A 14923-nucleotide genomic window follows, 5' to 3' on the forward strand; every position below is an offset into this window, starting at 1 on the left:
TGCTCCTATTTTATAAGCTTGATAATTATCTCATTTTTTATATTATTTATATCAACATTGTCGCTAATTAATGCGTATTTTGCGCCTATTGCTAAATTTATAGAAACGGCGGTTTTTGCTTGCTCCTCTTTTATAGAGTCAATCTGATTTAAATTTTTATCATAAATTCTAACAAGCGGCATCCATCTATTTGACTCTTTTGATGCGATATCCAGACTACTTGCACCCTCAACATCAACAAAATAAGTACCACCGCTTTTTAAAAGTGGCGTCTCTTCGTCAAAATTTACCTTTGCAGCCTTAAGGATCATATTCTGAGCATCTAAAAATATCTCTAAATTCCCATCAACTCTATCAAATCCTAAAATTTTAAAACCGCTTTGACTAAGTGCTAAGCTTAATAAGCTTGGATCTATTCCACCATTTTTTATGGCCGAAATTCCATAAGAAATTTGATCTCCATTTTTTAGAGAATTTATTCTTGAGATACTTATGTTGGCATCATCCAGAGTTGAATTTATTGATTTTACAAATAATGTAGAAGGAACCTTTTGCTCACTTATAAATTTTAAATTCAAACTATTTGAACCAAATGAAATGCTATCGTAACTTGAGCTTTGCTTTAATCTTGATACTAGCTCATTGACATTGAGTGAGCCATTTTGGTCTAAATTTTCTAAAGAAATTTGCACATTTTCAGCATTGCTTAAAGCACTTGCACTAGTTTGTAAACTAAAAGCATAGGCAAATACACTAAAAGCGGTGAAAATCGCTATTTTTCTTACCAAGATTTGCCCTTGTTAAGTTCTACAAACTCATCATAGCTCACAAATTTCATCTCTCCATTTTCTACTAAAAATCTAGCTGGACGGCTTGGATTATATTTTGTCACCTTATCGCCGATCTTTAGCTCAATGTTGCCATTTCCACAAACTACGAGCTGTCTTTGGTCTAAATTTATATTTATGCTTTTACTTGTGTCGTTTGATACTTTTTGACCATTTTCAAGGTTAATGATGCCTATCCAGACACGTTGTTTTGGTGTAATGACCGCCTCATTTAGTGGCTTTGTAATGTTTTGCTCTATCTTAGGAGCTGGCTGAGCTGCCATGCTTGGCTTTACAGCATTTTGCTCCATGTTTGCAGGACTTGTTGTCATATTTTGCTCAACTGGAGCTGAAATTTTCAAGTTTGATGCGTTTGCCTCTATTTTAGGGCTATTTTGAGAGATGGTGATATTTGTATCGATGATATTTTTCTTCACCTCATTTACTATGCTTGACTGCGAATAGCTCACGCTTTTATTCTCATCATTTAAAAACGATAAAAAATTCTCGATATATTTGTAAGCATCAAAATGATATGCCCCACCAGCGATAATAGCTAAAATGATGAGCCAAAATAAAAATCCAGCACCGCCACTACCGCTTTGTTTTTGTATGGTAATATCTTTTGGAGTGTAAGAAGAAATTTTTGGAGTAACTTTAGTTTTGTGACTCTCATCTGGAGTGTTTTCTTGCATAAAGGCATCATATTCAGCTAGCAACTCGCTCAAATCAACATCATATTCACGTTGTAAAATTTTGGCATAGCCTCTAATATTTAAACGTGATAATTTTTCAAAATTTTTATCAAAAATATATTGTAAAAATGTAGGCTCAATATGTGTTTTACGTGAAATTTCCTTTATACCTATCTCTTTTAAATTCTCTAATTCATTCATATATCATCCTGTCACAAATTATTGCAAAAGCTGCACTTACATTTAAGGAGTCCCAGCCCTCTTTTAACTTTATACCAATACACTCATCGCACTTTGCTAGAGCTTTTTGCGGTATGCCTTCGCCCTCTGAGCCCATCACCAAAGCTCTTTTACCAGCAAACTTCATCTCTTTTACGTTTTTGCCATTACTTGCTGTTGCATAAATTTTAAAACCAAATTGCTTTAGTTCATTTATCAAACTAAGCCCGTCTTCAAAAATCGCTATTGGTATCTCATAAGCAGCGCCACTACTTGATCTTAAAACGCCTTGCATATTTATACTTTTTGCCACTATCACAAGACCCTCGCAGCCTAGAGCATAGGCACTTCTAGCGATAGCACCGATATTGCCAACATCGCTTATGCCGTAAAGAATGGCGATAAAATTTAGCTTTTTAAGCTCAGCAATGTCTGAAAATTCAAACTCACTAACATTAGCTAAAAAACCTTGATGGTTTCCACCGCGAGCTAAAGACTGTGCTTTTTGATTATCCACGCGAATGATCTTTTTGCCTGTGCCACAAATTTTAGAGAAGAGTTTTTTGTCACACTCTTTTGAGAGATATATCTCTTCTAATATCTGTGGTCGCTTGTTCAAAATATGTAAAAATAGTTGTTTTCCGTATATTATCATGGTAACTTATGGTAGCTAAAGTCAATTAAAATTTAACTTATTTTTGTATGTAACTAGAGTAAATTTTACACTTTCGTTTTAGTGTCACTTAGTATTTTTGTAGCTTATAATTTAAGCTTTTATAAGCTCATCATATATCTTTTTTACATCTTCTCCAGTTATTTTGTTAAGTAATTTTGCTTTCACTTTTGGGGCAAGATCAAGTGAAAATATCTCATCTTTTGTAATATTTTGAGTGGCTGTTTTGTCACTTTTTGAGATGACAATCGCCCACTCTCCACTTAAATTTACTTTTTCTAAAATTTGGACTAAATTTTTAGCACTATCTTTAAACTTACTCTCAAATTTTTTCGTAGCCTCTTTTATAGCAAAAATTTCTCTCTCTGGCTCTAAATTTGCGATGCTTTGCACCAAGCTTAATATACGTTTTGGGCTTTCATAGATTACGGCTGGATAGGCTAAATTTAAAGCATTTTGTATAGCTAAAGCTCTGTCTCTACCGGTATTTGGTAAAAAGCCTAAGAAAACAAATTCTTTATCGCAAAGCCCGCTTGCGACCACGCTTAGAAGTGCGGCGTTTGCTCCGCTTAAAATTTCGTATTTGATATCATTTTTTTGAGCGTATCTTACTAGGCTAACGCCTGGATCGCTTATGCCCGGCATGCCAGCATCGCTCATGTAGGCTACATTTCTGCTAAAAAAATCATCACTTAAATTTACAAAAAAATCATTTTCGTTGTGAGTGTGAAGTGGAATAAATTTTGATATATTTATACTTGCGTCAAAACGTTCATTTAGCAAGTTTATAAGACTTTTGCAGACTCTTGTATCTTCGCAAATAGCTATCTCGCATTCACGCAAAATTCTAATCGCACGAAGCGAGATATCTTCTAAATTTCCTATTGGAGTAGGAATAAAGTAGAGCAAGGCTTATTTTTGAGCGTATTTTTTCTTAAATTTCTCAACACGGCCAGCACTATCAACTATCTTTTCGCTGCCTGTGAAAAATGGGTGGCACTTGTCGCAAATGTCAATTCTGATCTCGCTTTTGTTTGACTTTGTTTTAAAAGTGTTTCCGCAAGCACAAGTTACAGTGCAATCTACGTATTCTGGATGGATATCTTTTTTCATCATTTTTCCTTTATTATTTTTGGGCTAATTATCTACATTAAAAGTTGCTGATTATATAAAAAGAAATCTAAAAATCAAATAAATTAAGCTAGGAATTTTGCCGCTACTGAGATAACCGCAGTCTGTGATCTTAAGATATTTTTAGTATTTAGGCAGTAGCTATTTTTAAATTTAGCCGTCTCATCCTCGCTAAATCCACCCTCTGGGCCGATTATTAAAAGCTCGTCATCTTTTTTTTCATTTAAGCTTTTACCACCAAAATTTATAGCTGAGACATTTTTATAAACGCTCATTAGCTCGTCCAAATTTTTATAAATTTCAAACTCCATTAGTGAAGTTCGTCCGCACTGCTCGCAAGATAGAGCATTTATGTAGTTTAGCCTTTCAATATCTATCTTAAAATTTGCTTGAGAAAATTTAGTATAGACAAAAGCTATTTTACCAACGCCAAGTTCATTTAAAAATGGCAATGTCTTTTCGATCGTCTTTGGATCGACAATAGCCCAAGCGATCATAAAGTCGAATTTTTGCTCGCCATTTGAGCTGGCAAAGACAAGACTTAAGCTCGCACTTCGCCTATCAATCTCATCAATTTCATAAATATACTCTTTAAAATCTCGTAAATTTCTAACACTTATTCGCTCACCAGCTTGCATTCTTCTAGCTTTTAGGTGCAAAAAGGCTTCATTTACTATCTTTAAGCTTTCATTACCTGCATTTTTATCATATAAAAATTTCATCTAAATCCCTGCAACTATAACTAAAACAAGATCAAAAAATCCCTTAATAAGGGCGAATTTTTTAAATTTTTCTAAGTCGCCATTAGCTGCATAAATTTTTAGCCTTTTAAAACCTATGGCACTAAGTGCGATTAAAATTATTAAGATAATTAACATTTTTATGGCATTAAATTTAAACTCATATCCATAATACGCCCATAAAATAAGTCCGGTTAGCACAAGAAAACTAAGTAGCATATGATAAATCGGTAAAAAATATCTTATACGAAGCACATAGTTTTTGCTATTGCTGCTAAACTGAGTAAGTATTAAATAAAGTATATTACAGGCAACTAGTGCATAAAAAAATATCACGTGAAATGGCAAAGTGTATGCAAAAAGTGAGGAGAGATGTTCGTTCATTTCTTATCTTTAGAAGGCTCGTTCTCTTCCACAACTGGCTCAGGCGGGAGTTGTTCATCGATTGTGACATTTGCGTCTGGTTGGGCTATGGTCACGTCACTCGGCACTGGCTCGCTAACATCATTTTTAGCCTCATCTTTATCTCCACAGCCCACAAATAGACCAGCTATAAATAAAAAAGAAGTTATAATTTTTTTCATCAAACGTCCTTTGGAATTTCTATTTTTAACCTATTTTTCATCTTCTCGAATAAATTTTTATCTTCCCACTCTTCTATGATAGCATCTGAAAATTTGATCTCATCTAGCTTTATCTCGCCCATTTGCGCATTTATGGCGTCCTCTTTAAAGCACTGTGCATAGCCTGTATCAGTCTCATGCACGATAATGCTATGAAGCTTCACTTCACGCTCACCGTTGTTCATCACACTAAGCTCAAGTAGTCTTTCTATGAGTACAAAAAATATGCGGCAAAACTGCTCTGCACTTGGATTTAGTGGGATCTCGATCCATCTTGCCGAGTGCTTTTTTAGATCATTTTTATACTCAACATTATCGCCTGAAAATATTGTCGTAGCGTGATCAAAACTATCAATGATCGTTTTTATGTTTTGCTTCATTAAGCCAAAATCATAAACCATGCCGGCGTTATCAAGAAAATTTGAGCTAAGTAAAATTTCAGCCACATAGCTGTGCCCGTGGATGCTAGTCCTACAACGCTTTGAGCTGCAAAATCTCACAATATGTGCATTTTCAAATCTAAAAAGCTTTCTAATAATCATCAAACACCTTCTTTATCGCTCCAAAGCCTGATGTGGATACGCTCTGAGTAGTTAAATCCATACTTTATGGCAAATTCTGCCGCTTTTAAAGCATTTTCGTTTAGCTCAGCTTTATTCGCCCCTATTGCCATACACCAAACTGGCAAATCAACTTGACTTTTTATATTTATAATCTCGTCCAACTCGCTTTTATCAAAGTGCGAGAGGACAAATTTTAAAAAGCTACTTCTTGCATTATTTTTAATAGCCAAAATAGCGTCTAAATTTATGCGTTTTTGCTCATTAACTCCACTATTTGCTAGCTTTACACCAAGTGCAAAATGGCAGTTTTTATAAATTTCATATTTAGCAAAATTAATTAAGATAGTGCCATTTGTCTCAAAATGCACTTCATAATCTTCAAGCAATTTCTTTACCAAATTTATAAAATTTTCATTTTCGTGCCAGATGAGCGGCTCGCCACCGGTTAAAACAATAATAGGCTTTTGCATTAAGCCTTTGCATAGGTTATCAACTATGCCTAAAATTTCATCTACACTGTAAATTTTATAATTAAAATGCCCTTTAAAAACAGCCCTTATACTATCGCATCCTAGTAGGTTTTCACCGGTTTTTAAAGACTTTGTTTGCACGCCAAAGCCAGAGCAGTTTAAGTTGCAGCCTAAAAAGCGTAAAAATATGGCGAGTCTGCCTTGGTAAGCTCCCTCGCCTTGAATACTTAAAAACGCCTCAACTAGCTCTAGCTCTTTGCTCATCAACCACCAGTTTGATAAAAGGCACGCGAAGAGGTTTCATTGCTAGCACCTATCGCCCATTTATTCTCTTTTGGTTTGTTTGCTAGCACTTGCCTTAAAATTTCACTTGCAGCTACGATATCACCCTTTTCAACTGCTTTTTTGATACTTAGTGCTTCTTCAAAGTATAGGCAAGGTATCAAAAGCCCCTCAGCACTTAGCCTGATACGGTTGCAACTCTCGCAAAAGTCGTGCTTGTGCGGATCAATGATCCCAAATTTATAACCATCATCGAGTCTATAAATAGACGCAGGCGCATTTGGTAGTTTTCCATCTTTTGTGACATTATATTTTTGTGAGATGATTTTTAAAATTTCATCACTACTTAGCCCTTTTAGATCATCTTTTGCGTGTGAATTTTCCATATACTCAATAAATCTGATCTGAGAATCTCTAAATTTGGCAAACTCGAGCAAATTTATAAGCTCATCATCATTTACACCTTTTAGTGCGACAGTGTTGATTTTTACCTTTAATCCAGCATCATGAGCTGCTTCAAAGCCAGCTAAAACTTCGTGCAAGACACTTTTTTGTGCGATAAATTTAGCCTTTTGCTCATTTAGCGTATCAAGCGACATATTTATGCGCTTTAGTCCAGCGTCCTTTAGCCTTTTGGCAAAGTGTGAAAGCATATAACCATTTGTAGTAAGCGCTAGATCGATATCTGGATTATAATCACTTATCATTTTTATAAAAACGTCCAAATCCTTACGTACAAGCGGTTCGCCACCAGTGATTCTTATCTTTTTTATGCCTTCATCGATAGCCACTTTTACAAATAAAAATAGCTCTTCAAAGGTTAATAAATTCTCTCTTGGCGTCCAGCTAAATGGCGTTGTAGGCATACAATACCTACACCTAAAGTTGCAACGCTGAGTTACAGAAATCCTTAAATAATCAACAATCCGACCATATTTATCGATTAGCATAAAGCACCTTCTTAAGCTTGGTTAGAGCTTTTTATAATTTTTTCAATTATATGTTAAAAGATTTAAATCAAAATAAAAATTTAAGCCAATTTTTGTAGTTTAAGAGTAGATTAGTCTTTTTTTAAAATTAGCCTGCAAATTTAGGCTAATTTATGAAATTTAAGCACAAACTCGACTCGCCCCATTCCAACATGAAGGTCCTTTGCGATCATCGCTGCACTTTTTCCGTCTTTAAACATTTTTAAAATTTGCTCTTCTTCATTGATGACGCTTGGTGCGATTTTATTAATATCTCTTGTTCGCTCTTCAAGACTAACTATCCTATCTTTTTGCTCTGTTGCAAAATCATCAATTACTCGCTCAATACTCTTAATCGCACGAATTATTGGTACAATCTTTTCATTTATTTGCAAATCAATATTTTCTTTTATCTGTTTTTTAAGTGGCTCATATTGTTCACTATTTTTAAACGCCTCGCCCTCAAGCATTGAAATTTGCTTTTTTAGATTGAAATTTTCTTGCATAACGCTTTCTATCGCTCGCTCAAATCTCGCAAATTTTTTATTTGTCTCACTATCTTTTATCAACATTAAAGCTACTATTATCGCCAAAACGATACCAAAGCCTAAAAAAATATAAATTTCCATATTTTTCCTTTACGAATTCGCTCTCATTTCTCTTATCATTACACGCTCTCTAGCTGTTACATAAGCGTTCCAGTCGGCTTCATCCTCTTCATGCATATTTTCTATCTTTGCTAAATTTTCACTAATAGCTCTTAAATAAAGACTCAAATTTCTCTTTGGAAAGATAGGCATAGCAATCCTTGCGTAGTAAATTTCATCTTTTATAAATTTTTCTTCGCTTATTTTGATGTGTGTAAAACCGATTTCTTCGATGCTCGTCCTCTCTTTTAGTGGCAAATATTGCTTATGTTCATTTTTAATATAATCACTCAGCGCATCAACTTTTCTATGAAGCTCGATCAACAAAGTTAATAAAACTTGATCGCTCTCTTTGGTTTCACCACGTGATTTAGCTCGTTTTAGCCAAGCCCCAAGCGCATCCTCTTCACCAGGCAAGATGGAGTCAAACTCTCTTTTAAATTTCTCACTCCCATCTTTATCAGACTCAAATTCCATATCAAGAGGCGCTTTAAACAGCTTAATCTCACTCATAATACGCTAATCCAAACAAAGATAAAAAATAAAATTCCCAAATAGCCATTTAACGTAAAAAATGCTCTATCTATCTTGCTAAAGTCGCGTCTTACGATTCTATGCTCAAAAAATAAGATCACACCACTTACTAAAATTCCAAAAAATGCCATCGCTCCAAGCCCAGCTGCCCAAGCAAAAAGTAGCCAAAATATAAAAGCTAAAGCGTGAAAAATAGCCGACAGAAATAGCGTAGCCTTGTCGCCGTAAATAGCTGGTATGCTAAAGAGCTTGTTTTCTTTATCAAATTTCATATCCTGAAGTGAGTAAAGCAAGTCAAATCCAGCTACCCAAAATGTCACACCAAGGCAAAGTAGCACACTCCAAAGCGGTATAGCAGCGCTCACTGCGACCACGCCAGCGATGGGAGCAAGACCTAGGCTAAGGCCAAGCACTAGGTGTGCTAGCTCGCTAAAGCGTTTAAATAGCGAATATCCACCAAGAACAGCTAAAATAGGAAAACTTAGCCAAAATGCGAGCGAATTTATAAAATAAGCACATACGATAAAAACAAACGTATTTGCTGCGATGAAAAGCTGCATATTGCTCCTGCCAATACGACCATCAACGCTTGGACGGCTTGCAGTTCGCGGATTTAACTTATCGATATCTTCATCTTTGTATCTATTAAAAGCCATAGCAAAATTTCTAGCACTAACAGCGCAAAAAATACCTAAAATAAGCAGTTTAAAGCCAAACCAAGCCGAGCCACTTTCTATCTTGCTAGCAACTATCATCGCAACAAAAATAAAAGGCAAAGCAAAAACAGAATGCTTAAAAACGATAAGTTCAGCAATAATTTTTAATTTTTCTATCATTTGATAAATTTCCATTTTCTTTAAAAATGGTTGATTTTACACCATTTTGCTTTAAATTTGAATTTATATTATCATTACAAGATTAATTTAAAACAAAGGGTTATTATGGGCAAAGTAGCGATTATTGGAGATAGTTTTAGTGCGTTATTTACGGCTTACGAATTAGCTAAAAAAGGTGAAGAAATTTTAATTATTAGCAGCCAAAAAGATGATTTTACAAATGGAATTTTAACGCCTTTTGGTACACACGCTCTTGCAAAAGATGGAGCGATATCTAGCTCGTTTATGGGGCTAGTTAGCAAAAAAAGCGAGCTTGATATAAGTATTTGCTTAAATGAAAATTTTAGAGCTTGGATGACAAATTTTACACTTAAATCAACCAAAGCTCACGACAAAAAGATGCAAATTTTGTTTTCAAAATTTGGTAAGAGAAGCTTTGAAATTTTAAGAGATTTAAGTAACAAATATCCGCAGATAAATTTCGATGAGAGCGGCGTTTATCTACTTTTTAGCAATGACGAAAGCTTTAAAAAAAGGCTTGATGAGATAAAGGTTGCCCATAGCGAGCAAGAAATTTTAAGCATAGATAAAGAGCTTGCAAATTTTGGGCTAATAAATAAAAACATAAAAGGCGCTATAAATTTAGCCAACAACGCAAGCATTGATACAAATGAGCTCAAAAAAGCTTTGATAAATGAGTTAAATTCTCTCGGGGTAAAATTTATAAATGATGAAATTTATGGGCTAAAAACGCAAGGGCAAATAGTGCAAAAAGCTACCAGCAATAACGGAGAATATGAGGCCGATAACTTTGTGATCGCTTCAAAAAATTTAGAGCTTTCAAATAAACTAGGCACGAGCATAAATGCGATTTTGGCTAAATTTTATACCATTGATCTTAGCCTAAACGAAGGACAAATCCCTAAAAAACCAATCATCTTAAATGATCTATTTGCCAAAATTTATCCTACTAAAAATGGTGTTACGATTATTACAAATTTACAAGTCGGCGCTATCGATACGCTTGTTAAAACTGAAAAGATTAATGCATTTTTAAATGAACTAAAGATACATCTTGGTATAAGCGAGCTAAAAGAGCCTAGCTTTAGGGCAAACTACGTACTTCTTAGCTCAAACGATAAACCAGCTCTTGGACGCGATAACATATATAGTAACTTGATCTATAACCAAGCTTATGGACTAAATGAACTTAGCTTTGCTCCGTATTTTGCTGGCGTTTTAGCAAGTCTTATAAAAGATAGCAAAAACAACGAGAAAAATGATGAAATTTTACTCTTTAGCTCGTTTTACGAGGGCTAGACTTGTTTAAAGAATTTGCAATAATTGGCACCACAGCAAGCGGTAAAAGCGATCTTGCATTTGAGCTTGCAAAGAAGCTTAACGGCGTCATCTTAAGCCTTGATTCGCTTGCACTTTATAAAGAGATAGATATCGCCAGCGCAAAGCCAAATAAAGAGCAGCTTGAAGCCATAAAGCACTTTGGTGTAAATGAAATTTATCCTGATGAAGAATTTAGTGTTGGGGCATTTTTTGAAATTTATAAAAATGCAAAGAATTTTGCGCGCTCACAAGACTGCCCACTCATCATTACAGGAGGCAGTGGCTTTTATCTAAAATCAATGCTTAGCGGACTTGCACCAGATGTGCCAAAATGTGAGCTAAATTTAAGCAATGAAGAAATTTACGAGTTAGCTGCAAAAATCGATCCTGAGTTTGCAAGCAAATTTAGCCAAAACGACTCTTATCGCCTCGAAAAATGGTATCAAATTTATAAATTTAGTAACCAAACCCCAAGCATTTGGCTAAGAGAAAATACTAAAGAGAGCATCATAAAAGAACTAGCGATATTTGAAATTTTATGGGATAAAGATGAGCTTAGAGAACGTATCAAAAAGAGAACAAAAGGCATGCTTGAAGCTGGACTCATAGATGAGGCAAAATTTTTGTTTAATAAATACAAAAGTGAGCCAAAACCCCTAAAATCAATAGGTTTAAAAGAGTGCAAGCAATTTTTAGATAAAGAAATTTCTCAAAACGAGCTTGAAGAGCTCATAGCTACGCACACGGCTCAGTTAGCAAAACGTCAGCGAACCTTTAATCGCTCGCAGTTTGAAAAAAAATTCGTGGGTGATTTGGATCAAATTAGAAGTGAAATTTTAAAATTCTTAAGAGAATAAAACTAGCCCACAAGGGCTAGTTAATAAAATCAAATAGGCATTACCCTAATTTTTGGGCTTAAGCTCTCTTGTAAGACATTTTCAATCGCGTAAAGAGTGCCAGTTGAGCCACTTGCACAGCCCGAGCAAGCACCAAGATAGCGGATATAAATATCAGTATTTTCTCCATTATCATTTCTGATATCTAAAATTTCTAAATTTCCACCATCCATCTCAAGCATTGGGCGAATTTCTTTATCTATGACAGACTCTACCGCTTTCAGCTGTCCTACCATCGTCATATTTTCAAAGCTAATGTCACCTAAAGTGTGATTTGCTTGGGCATTTGCCTGAGCTTCGATCTTCTCACGCTCCATTTCAGCCCTAGTATCACGCAAAATATCAACCAAATAATATTCTCTTTTTTCATGGCCACCAGGCTTTACGCAAGACTTGCAAAATGCGCCAGCTTTGGTGTATTGCGTGATCTCTTCAACTGTGTGAAGGTCATTTAGTCTTATCACTTCTTTAATCGTACCAAGGCTTACCCTAGCGCACTCGCAAACGATGATCTCATCTTCAAAATGCTCTGGATCTATGCCTTTATAGCTTGCAGCTGCTGCTTTTATAACATCATACGCCATAACTGAGCAGTGCATCTTTTGAGGCGGAACAGCCGGTGTTTCTGGGTTGTCACGCATAGCTCTTTCAACATCTAAATTTGTTATCTTGACAGCTTCATCGACCGTTTTGCCAATACAAAGCTCAGCCATCGTATCAGAGCTAGCTATCGCTGTGCCACAGCCAAAGCTTTTAAATTTAGCATCTATTATTTTGTCTGTCTTTTCATCAACAAGCCAGTATAGCCTAACCGCATCACCGCAGCTTTCTGCACCAAAGTCAGCCACAATAAGCTTTGCATTTGCCTTTTTAGCATCTTCTTCGGTTATCTCTCCCATAAATTTAGGATTATTCATCCTATCTTGCACTACCTTAGAATACTCATCCCAGATAGAGCCTCCGATCAAATTATTCTTTGCCATGTTATTTCCTTTAAATTTTATAATCCACTCTTATGCCATTCTGGGGCGTAGGCAAATGTACTAGAGATTCCCCTTAGTCTATTTACTGCCTTTGTTATGTGCTCGATCGCATAATCAATCTCTTCTTCTGTATTAAATCTAGAAAGAGATAGTCTAAGTGCGGTGTGAGCTAGCTCTTTATCTGCCCCTATGGCCTCCATTATTGGGTTACTCTCTAATGTTTCACTTGCACATGCTGAGCCAGTTGAAGCTGCGATGCCAGCTTTGTTTAGATCCCAAAGCATAGCTTCACCTTCAACGCCTTTTATAGAAGCCAAAATGGTATTTGGCACACGTTGCTCTTTTTTACCAACGACGCTAACGTCAGGAATTTTTAAAATTGCATCTTCAAGCTTATCACGCAAACGGCGAACATGAGAGTGCTCATAATCCATAAATTTATTTGCCAATTCAAGTGCTTTACCCATGCCGATGATGCCAGGAACATCGAGCGTGCCACTTCTGCGTCCACCCATGTGCTCGCCGCCGTGAAGCAAGCTACTTAGTGGCATACTATTTTTTATAAATAGTGCTCCAACACCCTTTGGTCCGTGAAATTTATGCGCAGAAAAGCTTAAAAAATCAACGTCAAGGTCTTGGACATTTATCTTTATCTTGCCAACTGCTTGAACAGCATCCGTGTGGAATAAAGCCCCATATTCATGAGCGATACTAGCAAGCTCTTTTACAGGAAAGATCATGCCAGTTTCGTTATTTGCACTCATTATAGAAACAAGTGCTACATTCTCATCCATTACAGCTCTTAGCTGTTCTGGCGTGACTATACCATCATTATTTACATCTAAAACAGTAAGCTCTACGCCATATTTTTCTAAAAATTTACAAGTCGCCAAAATAGCTGGATGCTCAACTGCGGTTGTTACGATACGTTTTTTCTCACCAGTTGCAATTTTGTCAAAGTAGATGCCTTTTACTACCCAGTTGTTGCTCTCAGTCGCACATGAGGTAACGACGATGTCATCGCTATCTTTTGCATTTAATCCAGTGTAGAGCTGATCTAGTGCTGTTCTTAAAGCTGGATGTGTTTCAGAGCCAAATTTATGAAGCGAGTTTGGATTACCGTATTTTTCACAAAAATATGGCTTCATAAGCTCAAAAGCTTCAGGATCAACCATTGTTGTAGCGTTATTGTCTAAATATACTCTCAAATTTAAAACCTTAATTAGGATAAAAAATATCCTTTTTATTTTTGATGGGATATTATAACAAAAAAGTTAAAAGCAAGTTTAAAAATATGCTTTAATTTTTTCAAAATTCAGCTCATTTTGATATTAAAATATATTGAAATTCTTTATCAAAATTTGTATATATCGCTATTTGCGATTTTTCTTATAAAAAAGTCTAATTATCTCTTAAAATTAATTTATTTTTTTAAGTTAATAGTGCGACAAACATATTGCCTACATGCATTATTTCGTTGTAGTTTTCTTCTAGTTTTTCATATGAGGTTTTATAAAGTTCTATTAGGCCGGTTATCATAGAGATGCCTATGTCTTTGATTGTAGTGGCTTAATATATTTATAGTTGGCTCCGTTTGGAGCTATAGATATTAAATTTATTATTTAATCCTTTATATTATGCTCTTTGGCATAGCTTAGGATCTTTTGCCTAAGATCTTCAGGAAAGCTATCTCTATACATTACTGGCGTTAGTGGATTTAGCTTTTTGTCTAATTTACCAGCCTCATATAGTCTTATTAGCTCTTCTGGTGTGTTGTAGTATGGTGCATTTGGATATCCTTCTGGTGGAGTTAGAGACATTATTTTAGCTTCTAGAAGGGTGGAGTCGATGTATAAGTCTATGTCTCTTTGTGTCATCTTATTTGGAAAGCCTTTTTTGTCAAATCTAGTTGTAAAATGTGGCATTTCCTTTTTGAGATATGACATAAATTCCTCCCTCGTTGTTTTATTAGCGTCAAAGTCTCTAGGATCTAATAGCTCACCTTTATCTTCTACGAGCTCTCTTAAAAATTTATGTGTTGTTCCCTCTGGGTCAAATGCCACCCCACCTCTATTAAAATCCATCACAAAGTAATTACCTACTATTTCATCTAAATAAGGCATCATGCCATATTCATCTAGTGGAGGATTAGTAAATAGTTTTCTAAACTCTTCTGCCATTTGTAAATTTTTGTTTAGACCTATATTGTAAGTTTTTGATATTCAAATAGATCACCTAAAAAATCTAAAGCCTTTACTACTCCTAGCTGAGCTGCTAAGAAAATTCTTTGATAATCTCTTGCTTTAAAGCCTGCTTCATTTCCATATGAAAATCCCATAGGATTTCCAAGTATCCCAGCACACATTCCCCACTCTGCAGAAAAGAGCATTGATTTTAATGTGCCTTTGTGAGCATTTACTTCATCATAAATTTCAGCATATTCAGGCTTTGTTAGTTTGCCTTTGCTATCTACTCTACCTATTGCATCTTCAGGG

The 14923-nt window shown here is 35.4% G+C and carries 19 protein-coding genes and 1 pseudogene; 2 read left to right on the top strand and 18 right to left on the bottom strand.

Going from position 1 to position 14923, the window contains the following annotated elements; translation table 11 throughout:
* Positions 1 to 5: 5 nt before the first annotated feature.
* The 14 genes from A3223_RS04150 to mqnP all read right to left on the bottom strand — a co-directional run bounded on the left by A3223_RS04150 (position 6) and on the right by mqnP (position 9208).
* Complete coding sequence (locus A3223_RS04150) at positions 6 to 788, bottom strand: hypothetical protein (RefSeq protein WP_084109202.1); 783 nt, start codon at positions 786 to 788, stop codon at positions 6 to 8.
* Positions 782 to 1723, bottom strand: coding sequence for a phosphatidylglycerophosphate synthase (locus A3223_RS04155; protein WP_084109204.1), 942 nt, complete (start codon positions 1721 to 1723; stop codon positions 782 to 784). The genes A3223_RS04150 and A3223_RS04155 overlap by 7 nt, the downstream gene beginning before the upstream one ends.
* Positions 1716 to 2396, bottom strand: coding sequence for a 23S rRNA (guanosine(2251)-2'-O)-methyltransferase RlmB (gene rlmB / locus A3223_RS04160; RefSeq protein ID WP_084109206.1), 681 nt, complete (start codon positions 2394 to 2396; stop codon positions 1716 to 1718). Before rlmB ends, A3223_RS04155 begins: the two co-directional genes overlap by 8 nt.
* A 111-nt stretch (positions 2397 to 2507) precedes the next feature.
* Complete coding sequence (gene rsmI, locus A3223_RS04165; protein WP_084109208.1) at positions 2508 to 3323, bottom strand: 16S rRNA (cytidine(1402)-2'-O)-methyltransferase; 816 nt, start codon at positions 3321 to 3323, stop codon at positions 2508 to 2510.
* Positions 3324 to 3326: 3 nt separating this feature from the next.
* Positions 3327 to 3527: a 50S ribosomal protein L31 gene (rpmE, locus tag A3223_RS04170; protein ID WP_002942443.1), complete on the bottom strand. Its 201-nt coding sequence runs from the start codon at positions 3525 to 3527 to the stop codon at positions 3327 to 3329.
* 83 nt (positions 3528 to 3610) lie between these two features.
* Complete coding sequence (locus tag A3223_RS04175) at positions 3611 to 4267, bottom strand: 16S rRNA (uracil(1498)-N(3))-methyltransferase (protein ID WP_084109210.1); 657 nt, start codon at positions 4265 to 4267, stop codon at positions 3611 to 3613.
* Entirely contained in the window at positions 4268 to 4669 is a 402-nt protein-coding gene (locus tag A3223_RS04180; RefSeq protein WP_084109212.1) for a hypothetical protein, read from the bottom strand. It lies immediately after the preceding gene.
* Positions 4666 to 4869 carry a hypothetical protein gene (locus A3223_RS04185; RefSeq protein WP_084109214.1) on the bottom strand — a complete coding sequence of 68 codons (204 nt, stop codon included), beginning with the start codon at positions 4867 to 4869 and terminating at the stop codon, positions 4666 to 4668. The genes A3223_RS04180 and A3223_RS04185 overlap by 4 nt, the downstream gene beginning before the upstream one ends.
* The gene (locus A3223_RS04190) at positions 4869 to 5450 is read right to left on the bottom strand and encodes a 6-pyruvoyl trahydropterin synthase family protein (RefSeq protein WP_084109216.1); all 582 of its coding nucleotides are present in this window, start codon (positions 5448 to 5450) and stop codon (positions 4869 to 4871) included. Before A3223_RS04190 ends, A3223_RS04185 begins: the two co-directional genes overlap by 1 nt.
* Complete coding sequence (locus A3223_RS04195; RefSeq protein WP_084109218.1) at positions 5450 to 6205, bottom strand: 7-carboxy-7-deazaguanine synthase QueE; 756 nt, start codon at positions 6203 to 6205, stop codon at positions 5450 to 5452. Before A3223_RS04195 ends, A3223_RS04190 begins: the two co-directional genes overlap by 1 nt.
* Positions 6205 to 7173, bottom strand: coding sequence for a GTP 3',8-cyclase MoaA (gene moaA, locus A3223_RS04200; protein ID WP_084109220.1), 969 nt, complete (start codon positions 7171 to 7173; stop codon positions 6205 to 6207). The genes A3223_RS04195 and moaA overlap by 1 nt, the downstream gene beginning before the upstream one ends.
* A gap of 140 nt (positions 7174 to 7313) precedes the next feature.
* Positions 7314 to 7820, bottom strand: coding sequence for a DUF6115 domain-containing protein (locus A3223_RS04205; RefSeq protein WP_021091068.1), 507 nt, complete (start codon positions 7818 to 7820; stop codon positions 7314 to 7316).
* 9 nt (positions 7821 to 7829) lie between these two features.
* Positions 7830 to 8351, bottom strand: coding sequence for a hypothetical protein (locus tag A3223_RS04210; RefSeq protein WP_084109222.1), 522 nt, complete (start codon positions 8349 to 8351; stop codon positions 7830 to 7832).
* A complete protein-coding gene (gene mqnP / locus A3223_RS04215; RefSeq protein ID WP_084109224.1) occupies positions 8348 to 9208 on the bottom strand; it encodes a menaquinone biosynthesis prenyltransferase MqnP in 861 nt (286 codons plus the stop codon). Before mqnP ends, A3223_RS04210 begins: the two co-directional genes overlap by 4 nt.
* A 105-nt stretch (positions 9209 to 9313) precedes the next feature.
* On the opposite strand from mqnP, the gene A3223_RS04220 reads away from it, so the two are divergent.
* Positions 9314 to 10528, top strand: a complete 1215-nt coding sequence (locus tag A3223_RS04220; RefSeq protein WP_084109226.1) for an FAD-dependent oxidoreductase — start codon at positions 9314 to 9316, stop codon at positions 10526 to 10528.
* Positions 10529 to 10530: 2 nt separating this feature from the next.
* Positions 10531 to 11406: a tRNA (adenosine(37)-N6)-dimethylallyltransferase MiaA gene (miaA, locus tag A3223_RS04225; RefSeq protein WP_084109228.1), complete on the top strand. Its 876-nt coding sequence runs from the start codon at positions 10531 to 10533 to the stop codon at positions 11404 to 11406.
* Positions 11407 to 11435: 29 nt separating this feature from the next.
* Here the strand turns inward: miaA and A3223_RS04230 are convergent, their stop codons facing one another.
* From A3223_RS04230 to A3223_RS09805, 4 genes and pseudogenes are all read right to left on the bottom strand, one after another.
* The gene (locus A3223_RS04230; RefSeq protein ID WP_084109229.1) at positions 11436 to 12428 is read right to left on the bottom strand and encodes an iron-sulfur cluster assembly scaffold protein; all 993 of its coding nucleotides are present in this window, start codon (positions 12426 to 12428) and stop codon (positions 11436 to 11438) included.
* 17 nt (positions 12429 to 12445) lie between these two features.
* A complete protein-coding gene (locus A3223_RS04235) occupies positions 12446 to 13636 on the bottom strand; it encodes a NifS family cysteine desulfurase (protein ID WP_084041584.1) in 1191 nt (396 codons plus the stop codon).
* 414 nt (positions 13637 to 14050) lie between these two features.
* A complete protein-coding gene (locus tag A3223_RS09800) occupies positions 14051 to 14608 on the bottom strand; it encodes a hypothetical protein (protein WP_257639241.1) in 558 nt (185 codons plus the stop codon).
* 20 nt (positions 14609 to 14628) lie between these two features.
* A pseudogene (locus tag A3223_RS09805) lies at positions 14629 to 14923 on the bottom strand (thioredoxin reductase); the annotation flags it as partial.

Origin of the sequence: Campylobacter concisus, assembly GCF_002092855.1 — a bacterium.
Classification (GTDB): Bacteria; Campylobacterota; Campylobacteria; order Campylobacterales; family Campylobacteraceae; genus Campylobacter_A; species Campylobacter_A concisus_AI.

Bases quoted from the DNA above. Each gene is read 5' to 3' on its own strand.
- A3223_RS04210 (WP_084109222.1), bottom strand. From the start codon at position 8,351: ATGAGTGAGATTAAGCTGTTTAAAGCGCCTCTTGATATGGAATTTGAG.
- A3223_RS04220 (WP_084109226.1), top strand. From the start codon at position 9,314: ATGGGCAAAGTAGCGATTATTGGAGATAGTTTTAGTGCGTTATTTACG.
- A3223_RS04180 (WP_084109212.1), bottom strand. From the start codon at position 4,669: ATGAACGAACATCTCTCCTCACTTTTTGCATACACTTTGCCATTTCAC.
- rlmB (WP_084109206.1), bottom strand. From the start codon at position 2,396: ATGATAATATACGGAAAACAACTATTTTTACATATTTTGAACAAGCGA.
- A3223_RS04175 (WP_084109210.1), bottom strand. From the start codon at position 4,267: ATGAAATTTTTATATGATAAAAATGCAGGTAATGAAAGCTTAAAGATA.
- rpmE (WP_002942443.1), bottom strand. From the start codon at position 3,527: ATGAAAAAAGATATCCATCCAGAATACGTAGATTGCACTGTAACTTGT.
- mqnP (WP_084109224.1), bottom strand. From the start codon at position 9,208: ATGATAGAAAAATTAAAAATTATTGCTGAACTTATCGTTTTTAAGCAT.
- A3223_RS09800 (WP_257639241.1), bottom strand. From the start codon at position 14,608: ATGGCAGAAGAGTTTAGAAAACTATTTACTAATCCTCCACTAGATGAA.
- A3223_RS04185 (WP_084109214.1), bottom strand. From the start codon at position 4,869: ATGAAAAAAATTATAACTTCTTTTTTATTTATAGCTGGTCTATTTGTG.
- A3223_RS04230 (WP_084109229.1), bottom strand. From the start codon at position 12,428: ATGGCAAAGAATAATTTGATCGGAGGCTCTATCTGGGATGAGTATTCT.
- A3223_RS04155 (WP_084109204.1), bottom strand. From the start codon at position 1,723: ATGAATGAATTAGAGAATTTAAAAGAGATAGGTATAAAGGAAATTTCA.
- A3223_RS04195 (WP_084109218.1), bottom strand. From the start codon at position 6,205: ATGAGCAAAGAGCTAGAGCTAGTTGAGGCGTTTTTAAGTATTCAAGGC.
- A3223_RS04205 (WP_021091068.1), bottom strand. From the start codon at position 7,820: ATGGAAATTTATATTTTTTTAGGCTTTGGTATCGTTTTGGCGATAATA.
- moaA (WP_084109220.1), bottom strand. From the start codon at position 7,173: ATGCTAATCGATAAATATGGTCGGATTGTTGATTATTTAAGGATTTCT.
- A3223_RS04190 (WP_084109216.1), bottom strand. From the start codon at position 5,450: ATGATTATTAGAAAGCTTTTTAGATTTGAAAATGCACATATTGTGAGA.